Here is a 17,976-nt window from a genome sequence, read left to right as displayed (position 1 = left end):
TAACAGACTTACGCATTCACCTACCACCTCCCCCTACGGGGACTCCTCCTTCCCGAAGGAGGAGAATGGAGAATACTATCGATTATCAAATTATTATTTCCCTAATTAAGTTTACCACCAAATTTGAAGAAGAACCAGTTTTTATCGATTTAACTCTCATGCCCTCACTAATAGTCTACATTCCTTTATTCATCAGGGTTGCAGCTATGAGGGTAACTACAAGAAGTAGCCTGAGGGTAAACAGTTACCTTCAGACCGTATTCTCTGGAGAATTCCCTATACATTTGTTACTAAAAGCATACGGGATTAAAACATGAAGCTATAAGGAAGCAGAGAGGTTTACCTTCATTAGCTTGTTTGTCAACCTTCGTTAGCTTATCAGCTAATCCCGGTAAACGGAGAGGCTAACATTGGTTAGCTGTTGAAGGACAAAGAAGACAAACATAAGTAATCTATATCGTTATTATGATAGACCTTATAGCGTTTCATAAGATATATCAGTGTTTACCGGCTGTATTATGTTGCCGGATAAGCTGTATATAAAGAGATTTATGAGGGTAACTTTTTACTCTCAGGCTGTTCCTTGTAGCAACTCTCATAGCTGCAACCCTGATGAATAAAGGGATGTAGACTATTAATGAGAGTATGAAGGTAAAATTGATAAAAACTTTTTTCTGGAGTCATCTAAAAATTAGAAGTTGAGACTACCGATGGCCCTCAAGAACATAATCGTGTAACACTTCATCTACCCCATAAATACTATAAACATCGGAAGATTATCTCTAAGGAATTTCAACGCCATAGTTATCTGCCGCTCTATCGCTTTCTCGGAAACTGCACATCGTTCCGCTATTTCTTTATTAGTCAAATGTTGTTCCCGGCTCATTTTGAAGATCCGCCGCCGTTGAGGAGGAAGCTGTTCAATCAACTTATCAATATAGCTTTTTAAATCGGCCGCATCCAACTCATCTTCTATATCGTATGAATTTTCAAGACCTCGCAGGGCTGTCATTTTAAAATTCAACTCATAAAAATGCCGACGCGAATAATTAAAGATAATGTTACGGGTAATAATAAAGAGGAAACCGTCAAAGTTCTTGGTTTCATCAAACATTTCCCTTGATTCCCAAACTTTAACAAAAACATCTTGTACCACTTCAGAAACCTCGAAAGACGAAGTTATATAAAGCTGCGCAAAGTTATAGACTTTCAGCCAATAACAGTCATATAGACGCTCAAATGCAATTGTATTTCCAGCCTTTACCTCGGTTAATATCTCTGTTTCATCCATATTGTACAAAAACTATACAAATATAAAAGAAAAATAGATAAACTTCTATATTATTTGAAAAAATCATGCAAAAACAGGTCTTTTTATTCAAATATCTAAAGATTTTACTTCCGAAAGAAAGAATGCGGAATAACGGAAGAATCTGTTAACCAGAATATTCTTTCATCATCCCGCACCCTGCACTATTGAAAACTTTTTTAATTCATCGTCACTTCCGTACGATCTCCTGTTGCCGACACAGCATACAATTTAAACCCTTCTTTCCAGCTGAGAGGCAAAATAAACGTATGTGTAGAAGATGGAGTGGTTTCACCACTGCAAACAAAAATCAACTTTCCATCTGCATCCTTTACTTCATAAGCCACTACATTTTTCCATCCTTGGATAGTTATCGCTTCACCAATAGCCTCCGTCTTCCCTTCTGTGAAGCTTTTGGCAGTGTGTGTTGCGTGCGAACCTGCCACTACCGACGCCCTACTTTTATATAGTTCAAACGAATTGTCCGATATGTACTCCAAGGCTACATCGGGTTTGGAATATCCCAAGCCATTTACTTTATGCCTTAACGCATCTACCATATCCGGCGTTACGGTAAGAGTCCTGGTGTCATAGTCCTCAATTTTTTTATTGACAGGAGTAAGGAATCCCCACTTTTCAAAGAAATCAAGCAGATTCATCTTTGCCGACAGGCAGCAATTATAGACAAAATCCAATTGTATGTCTCCGTCCGTCATGCCTGTATAATCTTTATTACGGGCATACTCATAAACATCCGGATAGAATCCGCCTTTGTCCGACTGTTGCAAAGGAGTCCGTCCCAGCACTTTTCCGAAGTAAAGTTCCAGTTGCCAGAAAGGAACCAGTTTGCAGAAGACATCATTCGCATCGTCACCTATATTTGAAAAATCAGCATGAGAACTACCCGCAACGATTATTCCATTCCAGGCTTTTGAGTATCGATTACGGTAAACATCCCCCATGTCTTCAGTTTGTATACGCGAGCCCTGACCAAAAATTGTTGTCTGGATATACTCGGACATAATGTTATTTGTCACTTCCGTCATTCCGATCCACATCACTCCCAAACGAGTCTGGTTACAGTGACCTATTTCGTGTGCCGGTCCCCAGCAAGCGCTTGTCTTAAGTTTGGAAGGATTACAGATATCACTCATCGTCGTTTGATTATAAGCGGTATGATAGGAAGTGGCATACATATATGATTGATACATGACATTCAAGTACATACGGTTTCTGAACATCTTGTCATATTTCTCCAGTCCCAACAACTGCATTTCGTTCAACGCAATCTGGTCATACAAATCAATCAGTTCGTTTCCGTTATTAGCAGCATATTTACGATAGTCATTCGTTTCGAAAGTCATGTGTGCATACTTCCCTACTACGTCAAAATACTTATCCGTAGCTTTTCCCAACAGTTCATTCCAACGTCCCTCATGTTTCTGCGAGTCAAAATAACCGTTTACTGTTCCCGATGCAAAATGAATCTTCACCGGCAACGCAGCCGCATCATCCAACGTCCGGGTATGGTACATCACGTAAACCAATCCTTTCTCACTGATTGTCAACTTGTTCGTTCCCCGACTCAACGGATAGGTCACTCCTCCGAAGCCGTCACTTTCCGGAGCATCCAGATTCTGTACCTTCAAACTGATGTCATAACCGTGCGTATCGCCCACAAGTACAATCAGGTTTTCATTAGCCTTCACCGAAATACCGGTCGGATTGTCTAAAAGACTATACGGATTCGTTTTATGAGTCCCCGATTGAATATCAGGATTCGGGTATGCTTTAAATTCACCCACACGGAACTCCGGCTCATATTTACCTTTAATCATGTAATAAGCCAGATTCTTAAAGAACGGGAACTCGCACTTCTCAATGTCAGCCTCAGTAATTCCCGCTTTTAGCTCACTACACGTCTCGTCTGCAAAAAGAGTTGAATAATCAAAGGCTTCGGGATTCTTTGCATAAAATTCCATTTCAGCACAAGAAGCAAACCCTTGTCCATCTCCTGCACCAGTTTTTACGATAAAGCGGAAGGATTTAGCACGAACGGGAGCATCGAATAATACTTTAGTAGCAGAAGCGGAACCTAAGAAATCTTTATCAGCCAAAGGAGTGAAAGCACTCCCATCTTCGGAATATTGAATTTCCACTTCCTTAAACTTTCCGTTGGCACCGTCCGTGCGAGGATAATAAACCAGATAATCGACATCGGACACTTCTTCCAAATTATAAGTCAGTGTAATGGGGAAGTAATTGCTGCCGGAGTTATTCCAACTGGAATGATAAATGGTAGAGTAGTCTCCGTCAAATGATTTTTCAATTTCTCCACCATCTTGGAAAGAAGAAGCGGTCCCATCCTTTACTTTCAATTTAATATCGCCTTTGATATCTTCCCCCGTGTCGGCATTATATTCATTGAGTCCATGTTGGGTGACAGACACGGTGGCAGAAACCGGTACATCGTTTTCCGTTGCATCTTCCGGCAGTTTCTCTGTAAATACGATAGTACCTTGTCTTTTGTTGTCCAATATACTGGCACGTACCGAGTAGCAGTAGTCCGTTGTCACCATTTCGGCAGAACGAGTTTTAGGAGCTTCGACAATCCAGTCGGACAGAACCGGTTCTACCTCAACATTGGTAGTCACGGCAAATTTGATTTGCGCACCCACCGCCGGTACTTCAAACGCTTGCTGATCAATCAAGATAGCCGCTTCATAACCTAGCTGACGGACTCTGATCGTTTTCGATAACCCATCTGCCGTAACCGATACGGTAGCTTCACGTACCAATCTTTCGTCACTTTGATCTACGGATATTTTCAGCAGTTTTCCTACAATCGAAGGGCGGCACCAACTTTTATCCGATTGGGCAGTCCACGCAACAGCATTTGTAGTAATCGTCAGACTTTGTTCGCTTGCTTCACTTTTGAAGTCAACTGTTGTTTTACTGATTTCCAATGTAGCAATTGCTATTTCATCGTCGCTGGAACAAGCCGCCAGCAGACTCAAGGGAATCAAGAAAAGCAGTAATAAATATATTCTTCTCATAGTTTTCAATTTAATTTATAAAAGGGGAAAAAGAACGGAGATACAAATATATCCTAGCAATCATTTGTATCTCCGCTATCAATTCTCTGTCAGAGAACGTCACTTATTTCAAGAGACATTAATCCTCCACTACCACTGTCTCTCCGGTTTCGGGATCATAGATTGTCGTTGTCACTTGTTTCAATGCCAGTTCCGACAGAGCAATCCAGTTACTTCCGGAAGTTGCAGACAATACTTTAAACCAGACATATCGAAATGTTTCATCCGAAGAAATTCTGTCCGACATATATGAGGCTTTCCGAGTTCCCGGAAGTTCTGAAAGAGAAGCCAACTTAGTCGTTCCCGTTTCATTTACATAATCAGGCTTCGATCCCACCAGTTCCTTACTTACCAAAATATCCATTTCTTTCGGATTATCACAGTTTGCGTTATCTCTAGCAGTATAAGTGAAACTAAAAAAGTTTGTTTCTTCTTTTAAATCTACTACGATATAATGCGGAAAAGGAGTCGAAGCACTCCAAGACATATGGAAGTAATTATCAGAAGCAGTACTACCGTCAAACAGATTCTTCAACGGCCCTTCTGATGTTTCCTGAGCATCGGTCCATGCATCTCCTTCTCCCGTTATTTTAAAGTCTTTAGAAATAGTTACAGTCTGCTTATTTGCTGCCGCTGCCTGTGCAGTAATAGAGCAAATTTCTCCGCCATTACCATCAGCACTGCATGGCTGTAACGTAAACACAATATCTCCATATCTTTTCAATAAATTATCCACCAATATCGTATCACTATATACACTAGCCAGACGTAAACACTCCTTACCACTTTCCGGCAATGTATAAGTAACTTTGATATACTTATAATTAGCATTCTCCGGAATCTTCCATTTCAGTTTTACAGCTCCTGCTTTCGCCTCATAAGAGAGTGTACTCGGATCCAAAGCTGTCGGAGTCGGATAAGATTCATCATCAGAGCAAGCAGTAAAAACCGTCACTCCCAAGATTCCCATTATAATATAAGATAATATTTTTTTCATATTAATAGACATTTTATTGATTAATACCCCGGATTATTCACCAATTGTGGGTCTCTGTTTATATCAGTAGAAGGAATTGGCAACAAATACTGAGTAGGAGATTTAAACTTACGCTCAAAACTGATTTCTGTCAGTTTGGCAAAATCATCAATTGTTGACGCTTTAATATTCATACCTTTCGCTTTTACTCCGAAATATTCCTCAGCCAGAAGCCAACGACGCATATCCCAGAAATTTTGATTCTCCAGATACAATTCAATCATTCTTTCCTGACGGACAATTTCCCGAAGTTTAGATTGGTTCAGCGTAGCTATTCCATTCCATGAAGTTTCTAATGTCGGAATTCCTGCACGTTCTCTGATATAATTGATATATGTCTTAGCATTCGTCAAATCATCTGATGTTCCAATTTCAATGCAAGCTTCTGCATAAGCCAAATATAAATCTGCTAATCTAATAACCGGCCAAGGATATTGGTTCAAAGTCGTACTGCTCGTCCCCACGGTAGTATTGGGATCCACTCCTTTTTTATTCAAATATCCACCAGGACTATAGTTACCATCACGCTGCACGTTAGCTGTACCAATACTACAATTACCTCCCAAAAGGAAACTACATACCAAGCGTCCACCATCTACATAACCATCGCTATAAGCCGGATTTGTAGCATTGTTCAATACCTCAAAGTAACCACCCTGAAAAGCTATCCAAGCATAATAACGAGGCTCACGGTCTAAATTAAAGAGAATTGTTTTCTGACCCTGTGCAGCTTGAGTAGCATGAGCAGCATCTACACTAACCACTTCGGTTTTCACTTTCGATGCAAATTCCGGATCTTCATCCCAAGGCAAACCATTCTTTGTATAAAAGCGATTCAACATAGCCCAAGTAGGACAAACACCATTCCATGCCCAACCGTCTTTCACAAACGGCAATGATTTATTTTGTACGCCATAGCTACCTTCATTCCGAGTTTCGGCAAACAAAACTTCTACGTTACGTGATTCCCAATCCACCATACCTGTACGCAAACATCTGACAGCTCCTTCTTCGGGGTATGGATTAGCTTCTGACTCATCCAGCCGGTAATCTTTCTTTTTATATAAATCATGTCCGTTCAGTACGGCAAGTTCAATAGCCTCTTTACAGGCATCTCTTGCAAGTACCCACTTATTAGCGTCATAAGTAAGCGGCATCAACTGCACACCATCCTTATCTACAAAGTTGCTATAAAATTTTGAATTACCATTGAATAGCGGCGAAGCTGCATAAAGTCGCATCTTTGCCTTTAATGATTTAGCAGCGATACTAGTGGCAAGTCCGAACTCGGAAGCCGTAGAACGAACAGCCGGCAAATCATTGGCAGCTTCGTCAAACAAATTACATATCCATTCCACACATTCATCATAAGGTGTTCTTCCCAAATATTCTTCCACCGGAGTCGTGATAGAAGGTGTTTCTTTTATCAGCAAAGTAGGACCATAACAACGGGCCATCAAATAATGATAATAAGCTATCAGAAATTTAGTCTGTGCCTTATAATCCACTTTCAAATCGTTTCTCAAATCAGCTACCTTGTCAATCCTTTCAAGCAACATATAACATTGGCGGATACCCTGGAAGAAAGTGTCCCAATAAGAAATTACAGGAGTTGCCGCAGAATAGTTTCCTTTAGGGAAACCGGCAAACGTTTCATGCTCGAATGCAGTAATCACCTCATCACCTGTCATCTGGTCCAAGCTACCACTCGATATGTTACACTGCGGCAAATAGGCATAACAAGAATAAAGATAATCTCTCACTGCATCTTTATCAGCATAAGTATCCTCGTCAGTAGTTGTTTCATCCGGAACAATGTCCAGATAGTTACAAGAACTATATCCAATTAATGCAACTAGCAAGAATAAAATTCTATATATTTTTTTCATAATCACTGGTTATTATATGTTTATTTGAATGTAATTTGAACACCTAAGTTGAAAGTTCTCTGAGTAGGATAAGCCATACCTTTTCCTCCACCCATTTCAGGATCCCACAATTTAAACGGAGAGAATGTCAGCAGATTGGTTCCACTCATATAAACTCTTCCCCATTTAAAGTTATAACCAACTTCTGCATTCTTTAATTTCAGGAAAGCGGCATTTCTCAACCAATAAGTAGAAGATTGCATATTATTATTGTTGTTGTACTTAGTCAAACGGGGATATTTAGCATTCGGATTCTGATTTTCTTTGCTCCAATAATCCTCTGCAATCCACTCCAACACATTGTTTTTACTTTGAGTACCAAAAGGCTCAAAACCACTCATCATCAATGAGACGTTAGCCTGTCCCTGGAAGAATACGGAGAAGTCCCATTTCTTCCAAGTAATAGACGGACCGAAACCATAGATAATTTCAGGAATAGTAGGATGACCAATGGCGACTCTGTCATCGGAGTCTATCTGTCCGTCATAATTACCATTTACATCTGGTTGGTCTACATATTTCACATCACCTGCCGCTATTGTTATATTACCTAATGTAGAGGTAGGATTATTCGCTATATCAGCTTCGTCAATATATAGTCCGTCAGCTACATATCCCCATAGTGTATTCAAGGGTTTTCCTACTGCGGACAGAGCCGGACGTATATCAGCGGCCTCATCAGTTTCCATTACACGATTTCTGGCAAACGTAAACGTTCCTTTAAACTGAATTGATAGATCTCTATTGATCTGTTTACCATAATCAACCGCCAGATCAACTCCCCAGTTCTTTACCTTGGCAAAGTTTCCATAGATTACTGTCTTGGCTGCTCCCAGATAATTAGGAATAGAACCTTTTGTAGTAAGGATATTACTTCTGATCTCACGGAATGCGTCAACTGTCAAATTGAGAGAGTTAAATAATTGAATGTCTGCTCCCACATTCAGCTTATGACCTACCTCCCATGTCATATCTTCATTTTCAAATCTTGAGAATGTAGGGCCATTATGTGACTCTTTATGGCTGCCATAACCAGTCTGATAGCTGGGAGAATCATTCAATGTAGTGATTCCCATATACAAGAAACGAGTATAAGGTACTTGGTCGTTACCCACCAAACCATAAGAACCGCGAATTTTGAAATTAGATACTATATTTCTAATTGGTTCCCAGAATTTCTCCTGACTGATATTCCAACCCACTGACACAGAGGGGAAGAATCCGAAACGATGTCCTTTTGCGAAGTTCTCAGATCCATTATAACCAGCATTGAACTCAAATAAATAGCGATTGGCATAATCATAAGCAGCACGAACGGCAATACCCATTCTACGTTTGGGCAAAGAGTTCAATAAACTGGAATTAAAATTTGAGTTATATTCATCCTGGTTATACAACAACATACCACCTACATGATGATCGCCAAAAGCACGGTCATAATTAAAGTAACCTTGAATGTAAAAGCGTCTGTCACCGTCAGTACCAAAGAAAGAATCTAACGTATGATTGGTTGCATCCCCTATTGAATTTACTGTATAATTATATGTTCCATCTTCATTCTTGGTATAGTCAGTCAACTGGTAAGTATTATAACCCTGTAAACGATATTTGGAATTATAACTCCAGTTCTTAAATGAAATCAATGCTTTGAAGCTCAATCCTTTGGTAATAAAATCAAGTTTCTGATCAAAGTCCAGATTGGCAACAACCGTACTCTCGAACGTATCCTTATACCCCATACTGGACACAGCAACAGGGTTTACAGGATTATAGTTACCTGCCACAATACTACCCCAACGATACCATTTCTCATCTTCTTGCGGATACATTACAGGAAAATCGACCGGGTTAGTTCCCATGATAGCCCCAAAAATATTATCTACACCGGCTCCTTCTGAAGTTGTCAACGGACCATGCATATTGTTCAACTGTACATTCAAGTGTAAAGACAAAGTAGAAGTCTTCGACATATGGAAGTCCACATTATTCTGAAATGCATATTTCATATAGTCGATATTATTCTTATAAGAAAAGAAGTTGCTGGAACGGTCTTTCAGCATACCTGTTTCATGATTGACATTCACATTCATAAAGTAAGTAATCTTGGAAGTACCTCCGCGAACATTGAAGTTAGCTTTCTGATTGAAGGTCGCGTTCTTGAATACTTCGTCGTACCAATCCACATTCGGGTAAATGTATGGATTCAAGTTATTCGCCGTACCATAGATTTTATCATCTGAATACAGTGCATCTCCGGTACCTTGATTAGTAACGGCTTCATTATACATTCTCATAAACGTCACTCCGTCCACCGTTTTCGGGCGCTTAATGGGGGTATTGACGTAAGCCTCTACACGCACACCGATAATCGGTTTTTCAAGGTCGGAACCCGACTTGGTTTTAATGATAAGTACACCATTCGCACCGCGTGTACCGTACATGGCGGAAGCAGTTGCATCTTTCAGTACAGAAAAACTTTCAATGACTTCCGGATCAAGTGCATTCAAATCCGCTTTTGAGATTTCAACTCCGTCAAGTACAATAAGCGGAGTAGCACTGTTCATGGTAGCAACACCACGGATAAAGAAATCCGCACCGTTATTTCCAGGCTCACCACTACGTTGATAAGAGATCACACCGGAAAGGCGACCGGCAAAAGCCGTAGAAAGATTAGCAGTCGGTACTTTCAAATCTGCCGGACGTACAGACTGGATAGAACCTGTTACTGTTTCTTTCTTCTGTCCTGTTCCGAAGGCCGTTACGACTACTTCATCCAGCTGTTCTGCATCGTCAGATAAAGTAACACTCAGTACTTTCTGGTTTCCTACTTTGATCTCCTTAGAAGAATATCCGATAAAAGAGATAACCAGAACATCACTGGAAGTCGCCATAACCTCGAACTTACCATCTACATCGGTAGTCGTACCGGTTTTTGTTCCTTTAATCATAACAGATGCCCCAGGAATGGGATCTCCGGTGGCCGACTCGGTCACTACACCAATAATCTTGTGTTTGGCCGCTTGTTGAGTAGATTCGCCTTCAACTTTTAAAATAACTTCGTTACCTTTAATAGTATAACTGACTCCACTCCCTTTGAATACTTCGTTAAGCACTTCATTAATTGTACCCGAACAATTAATATTTCTAGTTTTTGTGTTTTTCAGGTCTGCTGCATTGTAGAAAAAAGTATAACTACTGTTTTTTTCAATAAGCTGAATAGCCTGTTTAATAGTGATTGACTGCCCTTTTACTGAAACTTGTCCCTGAGCTCCAAGGACAGATAACGGATAAAAAAGCAAAGTGAGGACGATATACTTCAAATATCGCCTGCAACTAGAGATTCTTTGTTTTCTCATGCTTCGACTGATTAGATTAGACATTCGATTAAGTTTATAATAAAATATTTATATTGATATTAATGAATAATAATTTGTTCATTGTGTGTTTCTATGGTCAAATTGAGACTAAAACAGATTTTATCAAGTACATCATCCAAAGTTTCGTCATAACGGATACTCCCACTAAACAATGCTTTTTTTCCTAAATTCCTCTTTAAGACTATATTTGTATTATACATCTGATTGACTGTTTCAATCAGTTGAGTCAACGGAACATCTTCAAAGTTATATCTTCCATTTTCCCAACTGATATTTGAGATATTCTCTATTTGTGTTTGTGCATTATCTACATTATAAGTCACTTTCTGAAGTGGTTGCATGACTATTTTCTTCCCGGTAGATTCAACATTAAATTCTATCTTACCATGAAACAGCGTAATTTCATTCTGCTTTATATCATCTTGCTTGACAAGAAAGCAAGTTCCCTTCACTTCTATAAAAGCTTTATTAATGTGTACTTGAAAAGTACTTCCCTCGTGCTTATAAACTTCAAATAATGAATTACCACTCAACCAGACTTTTCTGTCTTTATTAAAATCTTTTGCAAATTGGATAGAACTTCCGGGCTTCATCCAGACCTTGGTGCTATCCGGCAAAATATACATCATACTTTGTTGGGCTTCAATCCTTACCAACTCATTCATTTCCGCTTTATTATCACCTAAAATCATCCAAAGTCCACCTATCAACAATAGGATAGCTACTGAAGCGGCAGCCAAATATGGCCTTAGTTCTACAAGAACTTAGTAATACATCTCACATCTTTTTTATTTTTTTTCGCATTAATCAATTAACTATATTGCTAATTATCAGACAATTACAGTTTACGTTCAAAAAAACTTTCACTTTTTTACAAAGTCGATGTGGGGTTAGAAAGAGCTGGTGTGTATTTATAGTATATGAGCAACAATAGAGTTTAAAACCAACAAGGTAGAATAGAATGGATAAGGTCGAAAGGAAAAGATTAATCAAAAGTCTGCTGTCAGGTAGACTCTCCAAAAAGCAACGGAAAGCCTTTGCTGACTTGGAATCGGTAAATATAGAAATAAAAAAACAATGGAATGAATCTGGAAACAGAGCTGCTGATATGGCAATAAAAGAACAAATATGGAAAAAGGTAAAAACCAAATGTGAATACAGGAAAAATAACAGAGTTCTTGTAGAACCAAGGTGGTATTTTGCCGCTGCCTCAATTGCACTTTTATTGACAATAGGCGGATTCTGGTTAACGTTTAAAGGCGACAAGATAGCTAATGAGCTTATTAAAATTACAGCTCAGCAGAACCAGATGTACACTCTTCCGGATAGCAGCAAAGTATGGATGGAGCCCGGAAGTTCTATTCAATATACAAAATCTTTTAACAAAGAAAGAAAAGTCTGGTTGAGTGGTAATTCATTATTTGAAGTTTATAAGCATGAAGGAAGTACTTTCCAAGTATATATCGACAAGGCTTTTATTGAAGTAAAAGGAACTTGCTTCCATATCAAACAAACCGATGCCGAAAAGAACGAAATTACATTGTTTCGTGGAAAGATAGAATTTAATGTTGAATCCACCGGACAAAAAACAGTAATGAAGCCTTTACAAAGAGTGATATACAATCCGCGTAATGCTGAAATGAGAGTAGAACAGATTACTAATATAAAATGGGAAAACGGAAAATATAACTTCACGGATATTCCCTTGCAAGAGCTTATTAGTATCATCAATCAAATGTACAACTCCGACGTCACATTAGCAAAAGGTATCAATCATGAATCAGCATTTACCGGAAGCATTCGCTATGACGAACCATTGGAAGATGTAGTCAACAAAATTTGTTTCACATTAAACCTGAATAAAGAAGAACATGCAAATAAAATCATTATAAAAAAATAATAATTAAACTTATGTCTAATCTAAAATGCTAAAGCATGAGAAAAATTCAAATTTCTTACAAGCAACGATATCTGAAGTATATCGTATTGCTGTTGCTTTTTTACCCGCTCAACATCCTAGGAGCACAAGGAGTAATCTCAGTAAAAGGGCAAGCAATGACTATCAAACAAGCAATCCAGCTAATTGAAAAAAACAGTAATTACACATTTTTCTACAATGCTGCAGACTTGAAAAACACAACCAACAAAAATCTAAATTGTGAAGGGACTATTGAAGAAGTTTTAAAAGAAGTCTTCAAAGGTAGCGGAATCACCTACATGATCAAAGGTAACGAGATCATATTAAAGGTAAACAAAGAGGAAGCCGCACAGCAACAACCCAAAAAGAAACGTACCGTTACGGGTACGGTGGTAGACGCTGAAAATGGCGATCCGGTTATCGGTGCTACTGTTGTAGTGAAAGGACAGAAGGACGGAGTAATTACCGATTTGGATGGTAATTTCACGATTGCTATCAGCGGCTCGAAAGCACAGCTGGAATTCAGTTACATCGGTTACAGAAAGAAAACAGTCGATGTAGGCGATCTTGGTGTCATCAACGTAAAGATGGAATCAGACAACCAACTGCTGAGTGAAGTTGTAGTAGTAGGTGCCGGTACACAGAAGAAAGTCAGTGTAACAGGGTCAATCACCAGTGTGAAAGGTCTGGAACTGAAAGCTCCAAGTTCTTCGCTTACCACCTCCTTTGCGGGAAAACTGGCAGGTGTTATTTCTATGACTTCGACCGGCGAACCGGGTGCCGCTTCCGAATTCTACATTCGCGGTGTGAGTACCTTTGGCGGACGAGCCACTCCTTTAATACTTTTGGATGATGTAGAAATTTCTACGGCAGACCTGAATAATATTCCGGCTGAAACGATCGAAAGTTTCTCTATTTTGAAAGATGCTTCTGCGACCGCTATCTACGGTGCCCGTGGTGCCAACGGCGTTATGCTCATCACTACCAAGACCGGTAAAGAAAACGAGAAAACCAGAATTAACGTCACGGTTGAGAACTCTTTCAATAAACCGATGAACTTCCCCGACTTTGTAAATGGTGCCACTTGGATGGAAATGTACAACGAAGCCCAATTGACACGTAATCCGGGAGCGACCCCAAAATATTCGCAACTTGACATCGACAACACACGCAACCAAGTTAATCCTTACATTTATCCGGATGTACAATGGAAAGACATCATCTTCAAAAACATGAATATGAATCAGCGTGCCAATGTCAACATCTCAGGCGGTGGTTCAAAAGCATCTTATTATATGAGCTTGCAAGCCAATCACGATACAGGTTTGCTGGATACAAAGAAAGTATATTCGTATAATAATAATATAAACAATTGGGGATATAATTTCCAAAACAATATCTCTTACAAAATAACATCTACAACTAAAATCGATTTACACATGAACGCCCAGATTCGTAACAAGAAGGGACCGAACTACAGTACTTCCGATTTATTCGCTCAGATGTTGTATTGTAATCCTATTAACTTCCCCGTTACTTTCCCGGCACAACCCGGAGACACACATATCCGTTTTGGTAATGCTATATGGACAGGATCTTCGGTACGTACCAACCCGTATGCTTATATGTTGAGTTCATTCAAGGAATATAATGAGAACACACTCAATACTTCTTTAAAAATCAACCAAAAACTTGATTTCGTAACTAAGGGGTTAAGCGTACAAGCAATGGTCAATTGGAAGAATTGGGCTTCATCTTCCTACAATCGGACGATCGAACCTTATTATTATGGTATTAAAGGAGGAAGTTATAACCCTTCAAATCCTACTGATTATGAAATTGAACGCCTGGGAACATCAGGAACTGACTATCTGAAAACATCAGATATAAGCAAAGCTTCCGACCAGACTTTCTATCTGGACGCCCGCGTGAATTATGACCGCCAGTTCAATCTACATCATGTAACAGGAATGCTGATGTATATGCAACGTGAATATCGTAGTAGCGTACTACCCGAACGCAATCAAGGATTCTCAGGACGTTTTACTTACGACTACGGTCAGCGCTATCTGGTAGAACTGAATTTCGGTTATAACGGAACAGAACGTCTGGCCAAGAAAGAACGTTTCGAATTCTTCCCCGCCGTATCTCTAGGCTGGGTAATCAGTAACGAAAAGTTCTTTGAACCGATGACCAAGTATATAGATAACCTGAAAATCAGAGGATCTTATGGTCTGGTAGGTAGTGACGAAACCGGACTTTCTGCCGGTGCACAACACTTCCTGTACATCGACCAGGTATCGCTCAATAACATAGGCTTCACTACCGGTGTAGATATGAACTATACCTTATATGGTCCTTTAGTAACCAATTATGCAGTTGTTAATGGCGGTTGGGAACGCGTAAAGAAACTGGATATAGGTATCGACCTCGAATTATTCCGCCAGTTGACTATTACTGCCGATTATTTTAATGAGAAACGTTACAATATCCTGCTCCACCGCGAAGCATGGCCGGAATCTCTTGGATATTATACAGCTAAACCTTGGAGCAATAAAGGTAAAGTTGATAACTGGGGTATTGAACTAAGTGTAAACTGGAGAAAAGAATTCACAAAAGATTTATATGTAGATTTCCGTGGAAACTTCACATATACTGAAAACAAATATGTCAACCTGGATGAACCGGTTTATCCGTATGTATGGAAAACATCTACAGGCAAACCGTTAAGCCGCACAACCGGATATATCGCCCAAGGATTATTCAGCAGTCAGGAAGAAATCGATAATAGCCCGACACAGAATCTTGGTAGTACTGTTAAACCGGGAGACATAAAATACCGTGATGTAAACGGAGATGGTAAAATAGATGGCAGTGACCAAGTAATGATCTCTCCTTATGGAACTACCCCCCGCATCCAATATGGTTTGGGAATGAATGTAACCTATAAAAAATTCGATTTCGGTGTATTCTTCAATGGGTCGGCTAAACGCACTATCATGATTAGCGGTATTTCACCATTCGGCCAAAGTGACTATAATGTCATGCAATTCATTGCAGATGACTACTGGTCTGAGTCAAATCCCAATCCAAATGCTAAATATCCGCGCTTAGGATTGACTAGTTCACAAACAGCCAATAATACAGTAGCTAGTACTTACTGGATGCGTAACGGTAATTTCATCCGTTTCAAGACACTGGAACTGGGATATAAATTCAAATATGGACGCGTATACCTGAACGGTGACAATATAGCCGTATTCAGTCCGTTCAAGCTATGGGACCCGGAACTATCATGGAATGCTTATCCTTTGCAGCGTACATTCAACATCGGAGTACAACTTAATTTCTAATATATGAACCTAAATACGAGATAAATATGAGACTTATAGATAAAATAAAAAAGATGGGTAGTCTGTTAATACTCTCTACGTGCTGCCTGACATCTTGCAATTTCCTAGATGTAGTACCTCCCGAACAAGCAGGTCTGGGAGATGCCGTTAAAAAGCCGGAAAGTACACTTGGCTTCCTCTACTCATGCTATGCAGGAATCAAAGGTTCATCCAACCCAATTACTTATACCGGAATGGAAGCTGCATCTACTGATGAATTTGTATTCCCGGAATTATGGGGACACAGCGGACAGCGTGCCGGTTGGGGACTGCTGACTCCGGAATCTCCCGGAGACTGGAAATGGGGTAATATCTACCGCTATATCGGACAATGTTATCTGTTTCTGTCCCAATTACCAAATGCCCTCGATGTATCGGAAGTACAAAAAAGAGAATGGACTGCCGAAGCCAATTTCCTAATTGCTTACTATCATTTCCTGATATTAGAATACTATGGCCCGTGCCCTATCACTGATTCATACATTGATATGGATACACCGAACAATGAATATCACGGACGTTATCACTTTGATTACGTAACAAGCTGGATTTCCATGAAACTGGACGAAGCAGCTAAAGATCTTCCGGCCTCCCGTATCGGTTCGGAATGGGGACGTGCAACTTCCACTATTGCAAAAGCAGTAAAAGCACGCTTGTTGCTCTATGCAGCTTCTGACTTATGGAATGGGAAATTCCCTTATCCGGATTGGAAAAACAAGAATTTCGAAACACCGGGATATGGGAAAGAATTAGTCAGCCAGGTTTATGATCCCGATAAATGGGAACGCGCACTGACTGCTTGTAAAGACGCACTGGAATGGGCAGAAGGAGAAGGCGGATGCGGACTGATGACTACTAAAGAAAGTGCAATCCTTATGGGTAATCAAGGACTTAATCTAGGAGAGCTTGATGTTCCCGTAGACGGAGTTACCGAAGAATTCAAAAAACATGTTTATTTGATGCGTTATCTCGTAACTAGCCGTTACTCGGATGGTAACCGTGAAATGATATGGGGACTTGCAGATGACAGCGGTGTAGTAATGGCTTCTTTACCAGTACACGTGGTAAAAGTAGACGGAGGCCCTTGGAGAAGTGGATATAGCGGCTACTCTCCTTTATTAAACAGTGTAGAGCGATTCTATACCAAAGAAGGAGAATTACCTCGAATTGCTGCCAATAAAGGGACTTTCGCAGAAGAAGATTCATGGTATGAATCTGCAGGAAGAAGCAATGCGGATATTATCAAGTTAAATACCAACCGCGAACCACGATTCTATGCATGGCTTTCATTTGACGGAGACCAATACAGCCCACGAATTTCAGGCGGCAAACCTCTGGTACTCAATCTTAAGAAAGGCGAAGCACAAGGTTGGAACAGAACTGAATTCGCCCGTGATCACTGTGTCACAGGATACATGTCAAAGAAATTTATCCAGCCCGACCTGAACTGGGGTACAAACTGGAGTAACAACGAAAAAAGCTATCCACGTCCTCTCTTCCGCTTGGCAGAACTTTACCTAAGTGTAGCCGAATGTTTGGCTGCTTTAGACAGACCCAAAGAAGCACTTACGTATCTGAACGTAGTTCGTGAACGTGCCGGTATACCGGACGTAACAGAAGAAATGCTGAATGATATGCCGGCCATGGATTGGATACGCAACGAACGTTTTGTAGAACTATGGGGAGAAGGTCTACGCTATTACGACGCACGACGTTGGATGATTGCCCCTGAAGTTTTTGCAGCTGGCGTACGTAAAGGGTTGAATATGGAACAAGTAGAAGAACCTACTTTCGAAGAGTTAAATCAACCTGTTATTGTAAATCAAGATTACAAATGGGAAAACCGTATGTATCTGGCACCTATATTTGCTAACGAAACATACAAGAATCCACAAATGGTTCAAGCACCCGAATATTAATC

General features: G+C 40.0%; 9 protein-coding genes. 3 read left to right on the top strand and 6 right to left on the bottom strand.

Annotation, left to right across the window (positions count from 1 at the left end; genetic code table 11):
• Window positions 1-745 precede the first annotated feature (745 nt).
• The 6 genes from BHV72_RS09130 to BHV72_RS09105 form a co-directional block, all read right to left on the bottom strand.
• Window positions 746-1,291 carry an RNA polymerase sigma-70 factor gene (locus BHV72_RS09130; protein ID WP_005677347.1) on the bottom strand — a complete coding sequence of 182 codons (546 nt, stop codon included), beginning with the start codon at window positions 1,289-1,291 and terminating at the stop codon, window positions 746-748.
• A 197-nt stretch (window positions 1,292-1,488) separates the two neighbouring features.
• Complete coding sequence (locus tag BHV72_RS09125) at window positions 1,489-4,365, bottom strand: M60 family metallopeptidase (RefSeq protein ID WP_286855621.1); 2,877 nt, start codon at window positions 4,363-4,365, stop codon at window positions 1,489-1,491.
• A gap of 118 nt (window positions 4,366-4,483) precedes the next feature.
• Entirely contained in the window at window positions 4,484-5,401 is a 918-nt protein-coding gene (locus tag BHV72_RS09120) for a discoidin domain-containing protein (protein ID WP_286855620.1), read from the bottom strand.
• Window positions 5,402-5,421: 20 nt separating this feature from the next.
• Complete coding sequence (locus BHV72_RS09115; RefSeq protein ID WP_005677344.1) at window positions 5,422-7,329, bottom strand: RagB/SusD family nutrient uptake outer membrane protein; 1,908 nt, start codon at window positions 7,327-7,329, stop codon at window positions 5,422-5,424.
• A 20-nt stretch (window positions 7,330-7,349) separates the two neighbouring features.
• Window positions 7,350-10,724, bottom strand: a complete 3,375-nt coding sequence (locus tag BHV72_RS09110) for a TonB-dependent receptor (RefSeq protein WP_022042666.1) — start codon at window positions 10,722-10,724, stop codon at window positions 7,350-7,352.
• A gap of 59 nt (window positions 10,725-10,783) precedes the next feature.
• Window positions 10,784-11,437 carry a FecR family protein gene (locus BHV72_RS09105; protein WP_005677341.1) on the bottom strand — a complete coding sequence of 218 codons (654 nt, stop codon included), beginning with the start codon at window positions 11,435-11,437 and terminating at the stop codon, window positions 10,784-10,786.
• 533 nt (window positions 11,438-11,970) lie between these two features.
• Between BHV72_RS09105 and BHV72_RS09100 the strand changes: the two genes are divergently transcribed.
• From BHV72_RS09100 to BHV72_RS09090, 3 genes are read left to right on the top strand one after another with little or no spacing between them, the layout of a single operon-like run.
• Window positions 11,971-12,645: a FecR family protein gene (locus BHV72_RS09100; protein WP_050396680.1), complete on the top strand. Its 675-nt coding sequence runs from the start codon at window positions 11,971-11,973 to the stop codon at window positions 12,643-12,645.
• Between the two features lie 35 nt (window positions 12,646-12,680).
• A complete protein-coding gene (locus BHV72_RS09095; protein ID WP_286855619.1) occupies window positions 12,681-16,016 on the top strand; it encodes a TonB-dependent receptor in 3,336 nt (1,111 codons plus the stop codon).
• Window positions 16,017-16,042: 26 nt separating this feature from the next.
• Window positions 16,043-17,974 carry a RagB/SusD family nutrient uptake outer membrane protein gene (locus BHV72_RS09090; RefSeq protein ID WP_286855618.1) on the top strand — a complete coding sequence of 644 codons (1,932 nt, stop codon included), beginning with the start codon at window positions 16,043-16,045 and terminating at the stop codon, window positions 17,972-17,974.
• Window positions 17,975-17,976: the final 2 nt, after the last annotated feature.

The sequence above is a fragment of the Bacteroides sp. 43_46 genome (assembly GCF_001915455.1).
Lineage (GTDB): Bacteria > Bacteroidota > Bacteroidia > Bacteroidales > Bacteroidaceae > Bacteroides > Bacteroides caccae.
Note: the sequence above shows the minus strand (reverse complement) of the source record. Positions and strands in the feature narration are given on the sequence as shown.